This is a genomic window from Paraburkholderia podalyriae, from assembly GCF_014397785.1.
Classification (GTDB): domain Bacteria; phylum Pseudomonadota; class Gammaproteobacteria; order Burkholderiales; family Burkholderiaceae; genus Paraburkholderia; species Paraburkholderia podalyriae.
In genome coordinates this window covers 301,772-317,158 of sequence record NZ_VZQQ01000001.1, presented here as the reverse complement: position 1 = coordinate 317,158, position 15,387 = coordinate 301,772, and the positions used below count along the sequence as shown (strand labels likewise).

Here is a 15,387-nt window from a genome sequence, read left to right as displayed (position 1 = left end):
CTAGTTTGATCATCGCTTTTTGGCGCGCCCGGCTGGGATCGAACCAGCAACCCCTGCCTTCGGAGGGCAGTACTCTATCCATTGAGCTACGGGCGCATCACCACGAACTGCGGAGAATTTACGCGTAAGCGCGGCAACCAGAACGGACGCAACGCCAACGCGAGAGACCGCAAGGATACCCGGTTTCGGCCGAACCGTCCACCGGACGGCCTCCAGCGCCCGCTCCGGCATCTTCCCCAAGCCCTGACACCGTCCGTGCCGCTTCGGGTAAACGCCTGCTGAACACGTTCCGGGCCCCCTCGCCGCGGCCGAAATCTTAAGTCTATAATCGTCCGTGGCTGATAAAGAACAAGAAGTTGCCGTCGCGCTGTACCGCTCACATACCCACGGAGATGAGACAAGCATGAGCGAAGCACCACACGGAGCCCCGATCAAAACCCCAGCACAGCTCATCGCCGCGGTCATTGCCGGGTTTGCTGTGCCGATCATCATCATCGTTCTGCTCGCCGTCTACGTCGACAATTCGACGCGCACCGGCGCCGGCACCGACTCCCTCTCCGAAGCCGAAGTTACCTCTCGCATCCATCCGATCGCCCAGGTCGAGATCCGCGACGCCAACGCGCCGCGCGTCTATAAGAGCGGCGAGGAAGTCTACAAGGCGGTCTGCTCGGCGTGTCATGCGTCGGGTGCGGCTGGCGCGCCGAAATTCACCAACACCGCCGACTGGGCGCCGCGCATCGCGCAGGGCTTCGACACACTGTGGCACACCGCGTTGTCCGGCAAGGGCGCCATGCCGCCGCGCGGCGGCACGAGCCCCGACGATTACAGCGACTTCGAGATCGCGCGCGCGATCGTCTATATGGCGAACAATTCGGGCGCGAGCTTCCCCGAGCCGGCACAACCGGCGGCGGGCGCGGCCGCGGCATCAGGTGCTGCGGCGGCATCCGGTGCAGCAGGCGCGGCAAGCGCATCGGATGCGGGCGCAAGCGCGGCACAGCAGGCCGCCGCAGCCATGGCGGCGATGGCCAGCGTGCCGCAGACTCCCGCGCCGGCAGCAGGCGGGGCGCAAAGCGCGGACGCCTCGCAGGCCGGCAAGGCGCTGTATCAGTCGGTATGTCAGGCTTGTCACGCGGCCGGCGTGCTGAACGCGCCGAAGTTGGGTGACAAGCAAGCATGGGCGCCGCGTCTGAAGGATCCGATGGACACGATCTACAACTACGCGCTGCACGGCAAGGGCGCGATGCCACCGAAGGGCGGCTCGAACGCATCGGATGCGGACGTGAAGGCCGCGGTCGACTATATGGTCAGCGCGGCGAAGTGAAGCGGGCGGCATCGGCCGCTGAACGAAACATCCCTGCATGCGCCAACGCGATGCAGGGATTTTTTATGCACAGTGGCAAGCAACCGCACCTGCCGGGCACTCAAAGCCTCGCCCGGTCATGCCTTCTGCAACAACGCCTTCAGACTCGCGAGCCGGTCCTTCGGCGACATTGGCGCCTCTTCCGGTGTCGGCGGCGGCGCATCGTCGAGCAGCATTTCGTTGATGAAACGCGACGGCTCGCAGACGATCGTCTCCCGCGCCCGCTTGCGCTTTTTGCACCAGTTCAGATGCAGGCTGCGCTGCGCGCGCGTGATCGCGACGTACATCAGGCGGCGCTCTTCCTCGATGCGCGCGTCGTCGATCGGCTCGTCGTCCGCGCCGCCGCGATGCGGCATGATGCCTTCCTCGACACCGACCAGGAACACGTGCGGATACTCGAGCCCCTTCGACGCATGCACGGTCGACAACCGCACCGCATCGGGATCTTCCTCGCGGCCTTCGAGCATCGACATCAGCGCGACCGTCTGGATCAGGCCAAGCAGATTCTTGCCGGTGTCGCCGAAACCGTCAGCGGTGTCGTAGCCGGTCGCCTCGCTGCCGCTGCCATGCTCCGGCTCCTTCTTCGTGCCCTTGCGCTTCAACCACTCGATGAACTCGAGCACGTTCTGCCACTTCGCCTGCGCCTGGCGCTCGTCGAACGCGTCGTACAAATACGCTTCGTAGTGGATCGCCTCCATCAGCTCGTCGAGCAGCGTGCCCGCCGCGTCCTTTTCCGCGCGGTCGGTCAGGCGCTGCATGAAGTCGCAGAACGCGCGCATCGGCTCGATCTGGCGCGGCGACAGGCGCGCCTCGATGCCGCCCATGTAGACCGCCTCGAACAGCGACACCTTCGCCTGACCCGCGAACGCGCCGAGCGCCTCCAGCGTCGTATTGCCGACGCCGCGACGCGGTGTGGTGATCGCGCGGATGAACGCGGGGTCGTCGTTCGCGTTGGCGATCAGGCGCAGGTACGCGCAGATGTCCTTGATCTCAGCTTTATCGAAGAACGACTGGCCGCCCGACAGCACGTACGGAATCCGTTCCCGGCGCAGCACCTGCTCGAAGATGCGCGCCTGGAAGTTGCCGCGATAGAGGATCGCGTAGTCGCGGAAATTCGCGCGCCGCTCGAACTTGTGCGCGGACAGCCGAAACACGACAGACTCGGCCTCGTGCTCCTCGTCGTTACAGCCCGTCACCGTGATCGTGTCGCCCATGCCGTGCTCGGACCACAGCTTCTTCTCGAACAGCTTCGGGTTATTCGCGATCACGTTGTTCGCGGCGGTCAGGATGCGCACCGTCGAACGGTAATTCTGTTCGAGCTTGATCAGATGCAGGTGCGGGAAATCCTTGCCGAGCTGGCCGAGGTTTTCGAGGGTCGCGCCGCGCCAGCCGTAAATCGCCTGATCGTCGTCGCCAACCGCCGTGAACGCCGCGCGCTTGCCGGCCAGCAGCTTCACCAGTTCGTACTGGCACGCGTTGGTGTCCTGATACTCGTCGATCAGCAGATAGCGCAGCTTGTTCTGCCAACGGTCGCGCACCTGTTCGTTGCTCGCGAACAGCTCGGCGGTCAGGCGGATCAGATCGTCGAAATCGACCGCCTGATACGCATGCAGCGTCGCCACGTAATTGCGATAGACGATCGCCGCCTGATGCTCGTCCTCGGTCGACGCGGTCGCGATCGCCTGCTCGGGCATGATCAGGCCGTTCTTCCACAGCGAGATGATCGACTGGATCTTGCGGATGAAGCCCTTGTCCGTCGAGCCGACCTGCTCCTGGATCATGCCGAAGCAGTCGTCGGAGTCCATGATGGAGAACTGCGGCTTCAGGCCGACGTGCTCCGCCTCCTGCCGCAGAATCTGCACGCCGAGCGAGTGGAAGGTACACACCGTCAGCTGGTTCACGGGCACCTTGCGGCCTTCCTTGCCTGGCGCGGTCAACGTCTTGCCTTCGAGCAGCTTGCCGACGCGTTCGCGCATCTCCGCCGCGGCTTTGTTCGTGAACGTGACGGCGGCGATGTGGCGCGGCTCGAAGCCCTTCGCTTCGATCAGGTGCGCGATTTTCTGCGTGATCACGCGCGTCTTGCCGCTGCCGGCGCCGGCGAGCACGAGACAGGGACCGTCGAGATAACGGACCGCTTCACTTTGAGCGGGATTCAGGCCTGCGGACATCGTTTGTGGACGGGTGTTACGGTTGAGGGCCGCTGAGGTCGGACTGGCGGGAGGCGCCGGCCGAAGGCCCGGGACATGCTGCGCGGCGCAATGCGCGCGAGAGGTGCGATGTTAACATGGACACCCCCGATGAACACCCTCGATGAACCGGGCGCCCCGACAGACTGCGCGCGAGGCCGGCCCCAATGCTGAGCCCCGAGCCCAGCCCACCAATGCCACAATAATGAGATTGCGCGCCGCCGCCGCGGTGGCAAAGCGGCGCGCCGCTCCTCCAGGAAGACTCGCATGTCCGCATCGCTGAAAATTGGATTGATGGGCTACGGCTTCGCCGGCGCGACGTTTCACGCACCGGTGATCGAACATTGCGGACGCGCGAAGGTCGCCGCGATCGCGACCGGGCAGTCCGAGCGCGCGCGCGCCGACTATCCGCACGCGAAAATCGTCGCCGATCTCGACGCGCTGCTCGCGCACGACGACATCGACTGCATCGTGATCGCGACACCCAACGACACGCACTTCGACCTCGCGCGCCGCACGCTCGAAGCGGGCAAGCACGTGGTCGTCGACAAGCCGGTCACGCTGAACGCCGCCGACGCCCACACGCTTGCCAATATCGCGCTCGCGCGCGGCAAGCTGTTCGCGCCCTTTCACAATCGCCGTTGGGACGGCGATTTTCTGACCGTGCGGGATCTGCTCGCGCGCGTGGAACTGGGTCGCGTCACGCATTTCGAATCGCATTTCGACCGCTTCCGGCCCGGCGTGCGTCAGCGCTGGCGCGAAGACGTGACGCGCGGTGGCGGCCTGCTGTTCGATCTCGGCCCGCATCTGATCGACCAGGCGCTCGCCCTGTTCGGCGCACCGCAGACTGTGTCGGCGACGGTGCGCTCGCATCGCGACGACGCGAGCGCACCCGACTACGTGCACATCCAGCTCGGCTACGACGAGTTTGAGGTCGTGCTGCACGCAAGCGCGCTGACGGCATTGCCCGGGCCGCGCTTTGCGATCCACGGCACGCGCGGCAGCTATGTGAAGTACGGGCTCGACACCCAGGAAGATCAGCTGAAAGCCGGTCTGCGCCCCGGCGACGAAGGCTTCGGCGCCAACAATGCCGCTGGCGTTCGGCGCGTGCTCGAAGGCGACCAGGAAGTCGAGCGCGAATTGCCGACCCGCAACGGCGAGTACGCCGGCTTCTATATCGCGTTGGCCGACGCGATCCAGAACGGCATCACGTTTCCGATCAGCGCGCGCGACGCGGTCGACGTCATGACGATCATCGAACTGGCCGCGCGCAGCTCCGAGCAGGGCGTGCGGCTGCCGTTCGAGCGGATTCGCTGAGCCGAGCCCGCGCTGGGCGCCTACCCCGCACCACGCTGTTTTGTGTACCAAAACGGGGCGATCTTTGGGGCCGCGAAGGCCGTCGGCGCGGACTTTCCTGACGTTCCGGAAAGGAACATAACGTTACAACTTCGCCCGCTGCCGAGTCAGCGGGCGTTCCTCCTCATCCGTTGCTAGCGGTAGCAACCCAACACGACAACGACTCCGGGAGAATCCATGTCTCGAATCATCCGTGCCCTTGCCGCATGTGCGCTGCTCGGCTCCGTCGCCGCCTGCGTGGTGACGCCCCCGCCAGCGCCGCATGCGGGCCCCACTCCGCAGCAGATCGGGGATCAGCGCCTGCATCAGGTCGACGGCCGCATCGACAATCTGGCGCACCGTATCGATAACCGCGTGAATCAGGGCTATTACCCGCCGCCGCAAGGCGCAGCGTTGCATCACCGTCTCGAGACGATCCGCCAGGAAGCGCATGACATGGCCGGCCAGCATGGCGGCGGTTTGTCCGCGGAAGAACAGCGCGTGTTGAACCAGGAGCTCGATAACGCTGCTCATGCGATCGGCGAGTGAGCCGGCGGGTGAGCCGGCGAATCAGCCGGCGAATCAGTCGGCAATCCGGGGCGGCAAACCAACTGCCAGGTGAGCAACCACTACCTCTGATCGCGCGGTGACGGATAGCACCGGGAGCGGCAACACCAAAGCGCGGGCCCCACGGTCCGCGCGTTTCTTTTGGACCTCCCGAACCGCCGCGCCCACCCTCACACCGCTGTCGGGCCTTTATTTGACAAGCCCCGGCCCGTCGCGTAAATTCGCCGCACGCGTCGGGAGAGCGCGCTGGCAGGCGAAAAATCGCAGGCCGCGCCGCCGAAGGGGCACACCCGCAAACTCTCAGGCAAAAGGACCGACCGCGTCGAAAGAACCCGCCTTGCGGCGGTTTTTTCGCACTCTGGAGAGCGGCAGTAGCCATCCGCGTCGCACATCGTGCACCGCAGGCAGGCTGCCCACCGAAGGGGCGCGCGTTTCACCGTGACGGATCGAGCTCATCGAGCAAATCGCGGCAGCGCAATCTCTCAGGTATCGAGGACAGAGGGGCCATGCAGGACCACGCTCGCAGGCATCGCGCCGCGAGGCGTTGCCCCGCATGGCCTTTTTTGTTTCGCGAGACGCCCGAGGCCCCATGACCGAACTCAAACACACCCCGCTCCACGCCGCTCACCGCGCGCTCCATGCCCGCATGGTCGACTTCGGCGGCTGGGACATGCCCGTCAACTACGGCTCGCAGATCGACGAACATCGCGCGGTGCGCACCGACGCGGGCATGTTCGACGTGTCCCACATGTGCGTGGTCGACTTCGTCGGCGATCGAGTACGCGCGTTCTTCGAATACGCGCTCGCCAACAACGTCGCGAAACTGCAAACGCCGGGCCGCGCGCTCTACTCCTGCATGCTGAATCCAAACGGCGGCGTGATCGACGACCTGATCGTCTATTACTTCGGCGAAGACGACTTCCGCGTGGTCGTCAACGCCGGCACTGCCGACAAAGACATCGCCTGGTTCGGCCAGCTCAATGCCGAGGGCGGCTTCGGCCTCACCATCACGCCGCGCCGCGATCTGGCGATCGTCGCCGTGCAAGGCCCGAACGCGCGCGAAAAAACCTGGCAAACCGTGCCAGCGGCGCGCGCCGCGACCGAAGCGCTGAAGCCGTTCAACGCCGCGCGCGTCGACGGCACGCCGTTCGGCGAGCTGACCGTCGCGCGCACCGGCTATACCGGCGAAGACGGCTTCGAGATCATTGTGCCGGCAAGCCACGTCGAAGCGCTGTGGAACGCACTCGCCGGCCAAGGCGTGCGCCCGGCCGGTCTCGGCGCCCGCGACACGCTTCGCCTCGAAGCCGGCATGAACCTGTACGGCCAGGACATGGACGACAATGTCTCGCCGCTCGACGCCGGCCTCGCATGGACCGTCGACCTCACCTCACCGCGCGACTTCGTCGGCAAGAGCAGCCTCGAAGCCGACGGCTCGCGCGCCGCGTTCGTCGGCCTGATCCTGCTGAAGGAAAACGGCAAGGCCGCGGGCGTGCTGCGCGCGCATCAGAAAGTCGTCACGCCGCACGGCGACGGCGAAATCACCAGCGGCACGTTCTCGCCGACCATGCAGGAATCGATCGCCTTCGCGCGCGTGCCGAAAGGCGTGCAGCCGGGCGACACCGTGCACGTCCAGATTCGCGGCAAAGCCTGCCCCGCAAGCGTGGTAAAACTGCCGTTCGTGCGCAACGGCAAGGTGCTGGCGGTCTAAGCGGCCGGCGCACGCCCCCTAATTCAAACCACTACCGAACATACCGTTCAGGAGCATCCGATGAGCATCCCGGCCGATCTGAAATACACCGAATCGCACGAATGGGTCCGCACCGAAGCGGACGGCACGCTGACGGTCGGCATCACCGACCACGCGCAGGAAGCGCTCGGCGACATCGTCTTCTTCGAAGTTCAGGAACTGGGCAAGTCCGTGACCGCGGGCGACACCGTCGCCGTGATCGAATCGGTGAAGGCAGCTTCGGACATCTACGCGCCGGTTTCGGGCGAAGTCATCGAAGCGAACACGGCCATCGCCGACTCGCCGGACACGGTCAACAGCACGCCGTACGACAGCTGGCTGTTCAAGATCAAGCCGACCGCTGACGCGTCGCTCGAGCGTCTGATCGACGCCGACGCGTACGCGAAGTCGATCGGCGCGTGAGTCACGACCTGACTCGCTGCCTGATTCACCTTCCGTTTTAACCGTCAGGCGCGGCGCTCGCAAACGGCGCGCGCCGCGCCGCCAGGAACACCCATGAAGCTCGAACACCCGGATCGTCTGATGAACCGCACTCCTCTCTCGCTCGCCGCGCTCGAAGTGCATGACGCCTTCGCGGAACGGCACATCGGCCCGGATACGGCCGACCAGCATGCGATGCTCGAAGCGCTCGGCTTCGCGTCGCGCGCGGCATTGATCGACGCAGTCATCCCGAAGGCGATCCGCCGCACCGAAACGCTGCCGCTCGGCCCCTTCGCGCAGCCAAAGAGCGAAGCCGAGGCGCTCGCCGCGCTGCGCGAGCTCGCGGACCAGAACCAGGTGTTCCGCTCCTACATCGGCCAGGGTTATTACAACGCCCACACGCCGACGGTGATCCTGCGCAACGTGCTGGAAAATCCCGCGTGGTACACCGCCTACACGCCGTATCAGCCGGAGATCTCCCAAGGCCGTCTGGAAGCGCTGCTGAACTTCCAGCAGATGGTCACCGACCTGACCGGACTCTCGATCTCCAACGCGTCGCTGCTCGACGAGGCGACCGCCGCCGCCGAAGCGATGACGCTGCTGCAACGCGTCGGCAAACCGAAGTCGAATGTGTTCTTCGTTGCCGACGACGTGCTGCCGCAAACCATCGAAGTCGTGAAGACGCGCGCGACGCCGGTCGGCATCGAAGTGAAAGTCGGCCCGGCCGATCAAGCAGCCAACGCCAACGCTTTCGGCGTGCTGCTCCAATACCCGGGCGTGAACGGCGACGTGCGCGACTACCGCGCGCTCACCGAGGCGATCCACGCGGCGGGCGGCCATGTGGTCGCGGCCGCCGACCTGCTCGCGCTGACGCTGCTCACGCCTCCGGGCGAATGGGGCGCGGACGTGGCCGTCGGCAATACGCAGCGTTTCGGCGTGCCGGTCGGCTTCGGCGGACCGCATGCCGCCTACCTCGCGGTGCGCGACGAATTCAAGCGGCAGATGCCGGGGCGCCTGGTCGGCGTGACCGTCGACGCGCAGGGCAACTCCGCGCTGCGCCTCGCGCTGCAAACGCGCGAGCAGCACATCCGCCGCGAGAAGGCGACCTCGAACGTGTGTACCGCGCAGGCGCTGCTCGCAATCATGGCGAGCATGTACGCGGTCTATCACGGACCGCGCGGTCTGAAGACGATCGCGCTGCGCGTGAACCGCGTCGCCACGCTGCTCGCCGAAGGCGCGAAGCAACTCGGCTACACGCTCGCGAACGAGACCTTCTTCGACACGCTCACGTTTAGCAGCGGCGCGCGCACGCAAGCGCTGCACGACGCAGCGAAGGCGAAGCGCATCAACCTGCGCCGTGTCAGCGCCACGCAAGTCGGCGTGTCGGTCGACGAAACCACCACGCGCGGCGATCTCGCCGATCTGCTCGCGGTATTCGCGCAGGCGGCGGGCGTCAGCGACGTGCCGCAAGTCGACGCGCTCGACTCGGCACTGAGCGCATCGAACACCGCGTCGGTGCCGGCCGCGCTCGAACGCACGAGCGCGTACCTCACGCATCACGTGTTCAATCGACACCATTCGGAAACGGAAATGCTGCGCTATCTGCGCAGCCTGTCGGACAAGGACCTCGCGCTCGACCGCTCGATGATCCCGCTCGGCTCCTGCACGATGAAGCTGAACGCGACCTCGGAAATGCTGCCGGTCACGTGGCCCGAGTTCGGTCAGATCCATCCGTTCGCGCCGGCCGGGCAAACCGTCGGCTATCGCAAGATGATCGATCAGCTCGAACAGATGCTGGTCACCGCGACCGGCTATGCGGCCGTATCGCTGCAGCCGAACGCGGGCTCGCAGGGCGAGTACGCGGGTCTGCTGATCATTCATGCGTATCACGCGTCGCGCGGCGAAGCGCATCGCAACGTCTGTCTGATTCCCGCTTCGGCGCACGGCACGAACCCGGCGTCGGCGCAGATGGCCGGCATGCAGGTCGTGGTCGTGGCATGCGACGCGCAGGGCAACGTCGATATCGAAGATCTGAAGAAGAAGGCCGCGCAGCATGCCGACACGCTCGCGGCGATCATGATCACGTATCCGTCGACGCACGGCGTGTTCGAACAGAACGTCCGCGAAATCTGCGAGATCGTGCATGCGCACGGCGGCCAGGTGTACGTGGATGGCGCGAACATGAACGCGATGGTCGGCCTGTGCGCGCCGGGCCAGTTCGGCGGCGACGTCTCGCACCTGAACCTGCACAAGACCTTCTGCATTCCGCACGGCGGCGGCGGACCGGGCGTCGGTCCGGTCGCGGTCGGCGCGCATCTCGCGCAGTTCCTGCCGAACCAGACTTCGTCGGGCTACGAGCGCGCGCCGCAAGGCATCGGCGCGGTATCGGCCGCGCCGTACGGCTCGGCGTCGATTCTGCCGATCTCGTGGATGTACATCGCGATGATGGGCGCGAAGAACCTGGCCGCCGCGACCGAAACCGCGATCCTCAACGCGAACTACGTCGCGAACAAGCTCGCACCGCACTATCCGGTGCTGTATTCGGGCCCCGGCGGCCTCGTCGCGCACGAGTGCATTCTCGATCTGCGTCCGATCAAGGACACGAGCGGCATCACCGTCGACGACGTCGCCAAGCGCCTCGCCGACTACGGCTTCCACGCACCGACGATGAGCTTCCCGGTGCCGGGCACGCTGATGGTCGAGCCGACCGAATCGGAGTCGAAGGAAGAGCTCGACCGCTTCATCGAGGCGATGATCGCGATCCGCAAGGAAATCCTCGCGGTCGAGGAAGGCCGCTCGGACCGCGAGGACAATCCGCTGAAGCACGCGCCGCACACGGCGGCGGTCGTGATCGCCGACGACTGGAAGCATGCGTATGCGCGCGAGACCGCCGCCTATCCGCTGAAGACGCTGATCGCGAACAAGTACTGGCCGCCGGTCGGCCGCGCGGACAACGTGTACGGCGATCGCAACCTGTTCTGCTCGTGCGTGCCGATCGCGGACTACGAGTAAGCAGCGCCCGCCGCCGGCCACCAAAGCAGCCCAGGTGAGCAGGCGGCGCGGCGTGGTGAAGGTCCGTCGGCGTCCGCGCGCGGTCCTGTCGTTGCAAGCCGCAACCGGCTAACATCACACACCGAATCAGCCTAATGAGGAGTTTCGCATGGCGCGAAAGGTGCGATTGATGCACAGCCGGACAGAGGCCGCAGGCGCCCGTCCGTGGCGACCCGCTTACGCGGTGCTGCTGGCCGGCGCGGCCGCGTTGCTGCCGCTGCGCGAGGCTCAAGCCGCGATGAATTTCTGCGCGGCTCCGGCGCTGCAAACGAGTGAGCGCACCAATGCCGATCCGGGCGTCAAGGCGCTCGTCGCCAATGTGCAGGCGCATCTGAACGAGCAGCCGCATGCGCTCGCCAGATTGCACACCGAGGGCACGCTGCCGCACGAGGGCATCTACGACCAGAGCGTCGAAGCGGAGAAGGATCTCGACCTGCTGCGCGACGCCGCGCTCGCGTGGCGCGCGACCAGCGACGACCGCTTCCTGAAGCTCGCCGATCGTCTGTTGTATGCGTGGGTCACGACGTATCAGCCGAGCTTCGATCCGATCGACGAAACGCGTTTCGAAGGGCTGATTCTCGCGTACGACATGACCGCCAGCGCCTTACCCGTGAAGACGCGCAACGCGGCGATGGCGTTTCTGACGAAGCTCGCGAACGGCTATATCGCGCAGATCGACGCGCAGCCGCGGCCGCTCACGGGCACGTTTCGCAACAATTGGCAAAGCCACCGCATCAAGCTGATCGCGATGGCCGCGTTCACGCTCGACAATCGCAAGATGATCGATGCCGCGCAGCGGCTGTTCGTCGAGCATATCGGCGACAACATTGCACCGAACGGCGCGACGATCGACTTCGGCGAACGCGACGCGCTGCACTACGTGACCTACGATCTGCAACCGCTCGTGACGGCCGCGCTCGCCGCGCGCCGCCACAACCGCAACTGGCTGCAGGAGAAGGGCACGAACGGCGCGACGCTGCTCGCGGCGCTAAACTGGCTCGTACCGTTTGCTACCGGCGGTCAGACACATCAGGAATTCGTGCATTCGAACGTCGCGTTCGATGCCAAACGCCGCGAGGCCGGTTTGCCCGGCTATTCGGGTCAGTGGGATCCGAAGAACGCGACCGAACTGTTTCACCTGGCGGCGCGTCTCGACGGACGCTTTACGCCAGTCGCGCTGCAGCTCGCACCGACGCCGCCCGCGTGGCTCGCCGTGTGTTTGCCGCTGCCGGCGCGCTAAACTCTTTATCTACGGCAGGAGTGGTACATGGCAGTCAGCGTCTTCGATCTCTTCAAAATCGGCATTGGTCCGTCGAGTTCGCATACGGTCGGGCCGATGCGCGCGGCGCTGATGTTCGTCCAGGGACTCGAGCGCGACGGGCTGCTCGATACCACCGCATCGGTGAAAGCGGAGCTTTACGGCTCGCTCGGCGCGACCGGCAAAGGGCACGGCACCGATCGCGGCGTGATGCTCGGCCTGATGGGCGATGCGCCCGACACCGTCGACCCCGGCACCATCGCCCAGCGGCTCGATGCGGTGCGCGTGTCGCGCACGCTTGCGCTGCTCGGCACGCACGACGTGCCGTTCGTGCAGAAAGAGCACATCGCGTTTTATCGCCAGGCGCTGCCCGAGCATCCGAACGGCCTGAAGCTTTTCGCCTTCGATGCGCAAGGCGCGACGCTGCGCGAGTCGACCTACCTGTCGGTCGGTGGCGGCTTCGTCGTGACGGCCGGCGCGCCGAACACGAAAGTGCTGAGCGCCGTCGATCAACTTCCGCATCCGTTTCGCACCGGCAATGAATTGCTCGCGCTGTGCGCGTCGAGCGGCAAGAGCATCGCGCAGCTGATGTGGGAAAACGAGCGCGTCTGGCACAGCGAGGAAGAAACGCGCGCCGGCCTGCTGAAAATCTGGGACGTGATGCAATCGTGCGTCGCGCGCGGGTGCGGCATCAACAATCCCGATGCCGATGGTCACTTGCCCGGCCCGTTTCAGGTCAAGCGGCGCGCGCCGCAACTGTATCGCGCGTTGACGGGCAATCCGGAGCGCGCGTTGCAGGATCCGCTGTCGATGGTCGACTGGATCAATCTGTACGCCATCGCCGTCAACGAAGAGAACGCCGCGGGCGGACGCGTCGTCACCGCGCCGACCAATGGCGCGGCCGGCATCATTCCGGCGGTGCTGCATTACTACACGCGCTTCATGCCGGGCGCGAACGAGCAGGGCGTGATCGACTTCCTGATGACGGCCGCCGCGATCGGCATCCTGTACAAGCTGAACGCGTCGATCTCCGGCGCGGAAGTGGGTTGCCAGGGCGAAGTCGGCGTCGCGTGTTCGATGGCCGCTGGCGCGCTGGCCGCCGTGATGGGCGGCACGCCGAAGCAGGTCGAGAACGCCGCGGAAATCGGCATGGAGCATAACCTCGGTCTCACCTGCGATCCGGTCGGCGGCATGGTGCAGATTCCCTGCATCGAGCGCAATGCGATGGCATCGGTGAAGGCGGTCAACGCCGCGCGCATGGCGTTGCGCGGCGACGGCAGCCACTACGTGTCGCTCGATTCGGTGATCAAGACGATGCGCGAAACCGGCGCGGACATGAAGACCAAGTACAAGGAAACGTCGCGCGGCGGACTCGCGGTGAATATCGTCGAGTGTTGAGTGGTTGAGCGCCGCATTGAATTGCATGCAATCGCATCGGAAAAGCGCGGGCCTTGGGGCCCGCGTTTTCATTTGAGCGATCCCGTCGCGCATCCATCGATCAAACAGTTGCGCTGCGCCATGACAGCGCCCACGTGCCCGGCGTAAGCTGTCGAAGCGCCCATCGGCCGCTGCCGCGTGTTCCGTCGATGCGGCTCCATGCCAACGCACTCACGCCCTGCCAGGAGGCTTCTTCGCAATGTCGCTGCCGAATGCTCCCACTTCCCATGCCATTTCCGCTTCCGATACCGCACGCACCACCGGCGCGCGCCTCGTCGTCGATGCGCTGCTCACGCACGGCGTCGACCGGGTGTTCTGCGTTCCCGGCGAAAGCTTTCTCGCCGTGCTCGATTCGCTTCACGACGAAACCGCGCGTATCCAGACGGTCGTCTGCCGTCACGAAGCCGCGGCGGCGAACATGGCCGAAGCGGTCGGCAAGCTGACCGGCCGCCCGGGTGTCGCGCTCGTCACGCGCGGACCGGGCGCGACGCATGCGTCGATCGGCGTGCACACCGCGTTTCAGGACTCGACGCCGATGATCCTGCTGATTGGCCAATGCGCGCGCGAGCATCTCGATCGCGAGGCGTTCCAGGAGATCGACTACCGGCGCATGTTCGGTCAGTTGGCGAAGTGGGTCGCGCAGATCGATGATCCGAAGCGGATTCCCGAATATCTGAGCCATGCGTTTCACACGGCTACGTCGGGCCGTCCGGGGCCGGTCGTGCTGGCGCTGCCCGAAGACGTGCTGAGCGATGCCTGCGACGCCGTGCCTGGCGCGCCCGCTTATCAGCGCGTGGCGGCGTCGCCGTCGGCCGCACAGATCGCGAAGCTGCGCGAACTGCTCGAAGGCGCGCAACGGCCGATGGTGATCGCCGGCGGCAGCGGCTGGACACCGGCCGCCTGCGCGGACCTGCGGCGCTTTATCGAAAATTGGCAGTTGCCGATCGGCCTCGCGTTCCGCTTCCAGGACACCTTCGATAACGACCATCAGAACTACGCGGGCGACGTCGGTCTCGGCATCAATCCGGCGCTCGCGCAGCGCATTCGCGACGCGGACCTGCTGCTCACGCTCGGTCCGCGGCTCGGCGAAGCGACGACCAACGGCTACACGCTGCTCGACATTCCGAAGACCAGGCAGACGCTCGTGCACGTGCATCAGGGCGCGGACGAACTTGGGCGTGTGTATGCGGCCGATCTGCCGATCGTCTCCGGCATGCCTGAGCTTGCGGCGATGCTTGCGGAGCTGAAGTGGTCGTCGTCCGGCAAGCTCGTCTGGGCCGGCGCCGCTGAGCAAGCGCATCGCGCGTATCTGGAATGGCGCAAGCCGCGCCCGATTCCCGGCGACGTGCAGATGGGCGAAGTGATCCAGCAGTTGCGCGCGCACTTGCCCGACGACGCGATCGTCACGAACGGTGCGGGCAATTACGCGACGTGGCTGCATCGACATTTCTCGTATCGACACTTCCGCTCGCAGCTCGCGCCGACCAGCGGCGCGATGGGCTACGGCGTGCCGGCGGCGCTCGCGGCGAAGTCGCTCTATCCGCAACGCGCGGTGGTCGCGCTCGCCGGCGACGGCTGCTTCATGATGGCCGCGCAGGAGCTTGCGACAGCGATGCAGTACGACCTGCGCGTGCTGTTCATCGTCGTCAACAACAGTCACTTCGGCACGATCCGCATGCATCAGGAGCGGCACTATCCGCATCGCGTGCATGGCACGGCTCTCACGAATCCGGACTTCGCGGCATTCGCGCGATCGTTCGGCGCACATGGCGAAACCGTTGAACGCACCGGGGATTTTCTGCCGGCGTTGCAACGCGCGATCGAATCGCAGCTGCCGGCCGTGATCGAGATTCGCATGCCGCAGGAAGCGAGCACGCCCGCGGCGACGCTCGAGATGATTCGTGAGCAGGGGAGGAAGATGCGCGGGGAGTGAAGATGGTCCGCGTGGCCTGCCAGGGCGTCAACCGCGCAGCCGATAAAAAACCCCGCCGAAGCGGGGTTTTTTATGATTCAAACGCGGTCGGCA

Annotated in this window: 10 protein-coding genes, 1 tRNA gene and 2 riboswitches; of the genes, 9 read left to right on the top strand and 2 right to left on the bottom strand. The window is 65.8% G+C overall.

The features are described from left to right. Nucleotides 1–20: 20 nt before the first annotated feature. Nucleotides 21–96: transfer RNA gene (locus tag F6X42_RS01405), tRNA-Arg, on the bottom strand. 307 nt (nucleotides 97–403) lie between these two features. On the opposite strand from F6X42_RS01405, the gene F6X42_RS01400 reads away from it, so the two are divergent. Continuing rightward, nucleotides 404–1,321 (top strand): c-type cytochrome, encoded by a 918-nt coding sequence (locus F6X42_RS01400; RefSeq protein WP_187632481.1) that lies wholly within the window; start codon nucleotides 404–406, stop codon nucleotides 1,319–1,321. Nucleotides 1,322–1,437: 116 nt separating this feature from the next. Here the strand turns inward: F6X42_RS01400 and F6X42_RS01395 are convergent, their stop codons facing one another. Beyond that, nucleotides 1,438–3,528 carry a UvrD-helicase domain-containing protein gene (locus F6X42_RS01395; RefSeq protein WP_187632480.1) on the bottom strand — a complete coding sequence of 697 codons (2,091 nt, stop codon included), beginning with the start codon at nucleotides 3,526–3,528 and terminating at the stop codon, nucleotides 1,438–1,440. Between the two features lie 285 nt (nucleotides 3,529–3,813). On the opposite strand from F6X42_RS01395, the gene F6X42_RS01390 reads away from it, so the two are divergent. The 8 genes from F6X42_RS01390 to F6X42_RS01355 all read left to right on the top strand — a co-directional run bounded on the left by F6X42_RS01390 (nucleotide 3,814) and on the right by F6X42_RS01355 (nucleotide 15,294). After that, a complete protein-coding gene (locus tag F6X42_RS01390; RefSeq protein WP_187632479.1) occupies nucleotides 3,814–4,863 on the top strand; it encodes an oxidoreductase in 1,050 nt (349 codons plus the stop codon). Nucleotides 4,864–5,079: 216 nt separating this feature from the next. Continuing rightward, nucleotides 5,080–5,430, top strand: a complete 351-nt coding sequence (locus F6X42_RS01385; protein ID WP_187632478.1) for a hypothetical protein — start codon at nucleotides 5,080–5,082, stop codon at nucleotides 5,428–5,430. A 242-nt stretch (nucleotides 5,431–5,672) separates the two neighbouring features. Beyond that, a riboswitch (glycine riboswitch) is annotated at nucleotides 5,673–5,775 on the top strand. A gap of 21 nt (nucleotides 5,776–5,796) precedes the next feature. Next, nucleotides 5,797–5,957: riboswitch (glycine riboswitch) on the top strand. Between the two features lie 80 nt (nucleotides 5,958–6,037). After that, on the top strand, nucleotides 6,038–7,156 hold the full coding sequence (gcvT, locus tag F6X42_RS01380; RefSeq protein WP_187632477.1) for a glycine cleavage system aminomethyltransferase GcvT: 1,119 nt from the start codon (nucleotides 6,038–6,040) through the stop codon (nucleotides 7,154–7,156). Between the two features lie 60 nt (nucleotides 7,157–7,216). After that, nucleotides 7,217–7,597 carry a glycine cleavage system protein GcvH gene (gene gcvH / locus F6X42_RS01375; RefSeq protein ID WP_187632476.1) on the top strand — a complete coding sequence of 127 codons (381 nt, stop codon included), beginning with the start codon at nucleotides 7,217–7,219 and terminating at the stop codon, nucleotides 7,595–7,597. Nucleotides 7,598–7,690: 93 nt separating this feature from the next. Beyond that, a complete protein-coding gene (gene gcvP / locus F6X42_RS01370) occupies nucleotides 7,691–10,627 on the top strand; it encodes an aminomethyl-transferring glycine dehydrogenase (RefSeq protein WP_187632475.1) in 2,937 nt (978 codons plus the stop codon). A 148-nt stretch (nucleotides 10,628–10,775) separates the two neighbouring features. Next, nucleotides 10,776–11,906, top strand: coding sequence for an alginate lyase family protein (locus F6X42_RS01365; protein WP_187632474.1), 1,131 nt, complete (start codon nucleotides 10,776–10,778; stop codon nucleotides 11,904–11,906). A 27-nt stretch (nucleotides 11,907–11,933) separates the two neighbouring features. After that, nucleotides 11,934–13,322 carry an L-serine ammonia-lyase gene (locus F6X42_RS01360; RefSeq protein WP_187632473.1) on the top strand — a complete coding sequence of 463 codons (1,389 nt, stop codon included), beginning with the start codon at nucleotides 11,934–11,936 and terminating at the stop codon, nucleotides 13,320–13,322. Nucleotides 13,323–13,560: 238 nt separating this feature from the next. After that, nucleotides 13,561–15,294 (top strand): thiamine pyrophosphate-binding protein, encoded by a 1,734-nt coding sequence (locus F6X42_RS01355; protein WP_187632472.1) that lies wholly within the window; start codon nucleotides 13,561–13,563, stop codon nucleotides 15,292–15,294. Nucleotides 15,295–15,387 lie beyond the last annotated feature (93 nt).

What these genes read in the sequence shown, in the direction of transcription:
- F6X42_RS01400 (WP_187632481.1), top strand. Translation starts at nt 404, where the DNA reads ATGAGCGAAGCACCACACGGAGCCCCGATCAAAACCCCAGCACAGCTC.
- F6X42_RS01395 (WP_187632480.1), bottom strand. Translation starts at nt 3,528, where the DNA reads ATGTCCGCAGGCCTGAATCCCGCTCAAAGTGAAGCGGTCCGTTATCTC.
- F6X42_RS01390 (WP_187632479.1), top strand. Translation starts at nt 3,814, where the DNA reads ATGTCCGCATCGCTGAAAATTGGATTGATGGGCTACGGCTTCGCCGGC.
- F6X42_RS01385 (WP_187632478.1), top strand. Translation starts at nt 5,080, where the DNA reads ATGTCTCGAATCATCCGTGCCCTTGCCGCATGTGCGCTGCTCGGCTCC.
- gcvT (WP_187632477.1), top strand. Translation starts at nt 6,038, where the DNA reads ATGACCGAACTCAAACACACCCCGCTCCACGCCGCTCACCGCGCGCTC.
- gcvH (WP_187632476.1), top strand. Translation starts at nt 7,217, where the DNA reads ATGAGCATCCCGGCCGATCTGAAATACACCGAATCGCACGAATGGGTC.
- gcvP (WP_187632475.1), top strand. Translation starts at nt 7,691, where the DNA reads ATGAAGCTCGAACACCCGGATCGTCTGATGAACCGCACTCCTCTCTCG.
- F6X42_RS01365 (WP_187632474.1), top strand. Translation starts at nt 10,776, where the DNA reads ATGGCGCGAAAGGTGCGATTGATGCACAGCCGGACAGAGGCCGCAGGC.
- F6X42_RS01360 (WP_187632473.1), top strand. Translation starts at nt 11,934, where the DNA reads ATGGCAGTCAGCGTCTTCGATCTCTTCAAAATCGGCATTGGTCCGTCG.
- F6X42_RS01355 (WP_187632472.1), top strand. Translation starts at nt 13,561, where the DNA reads ATGTCGCTGCCGAATGCTCCCACTTCCCATGCCATTTCCGCTTCCGAT.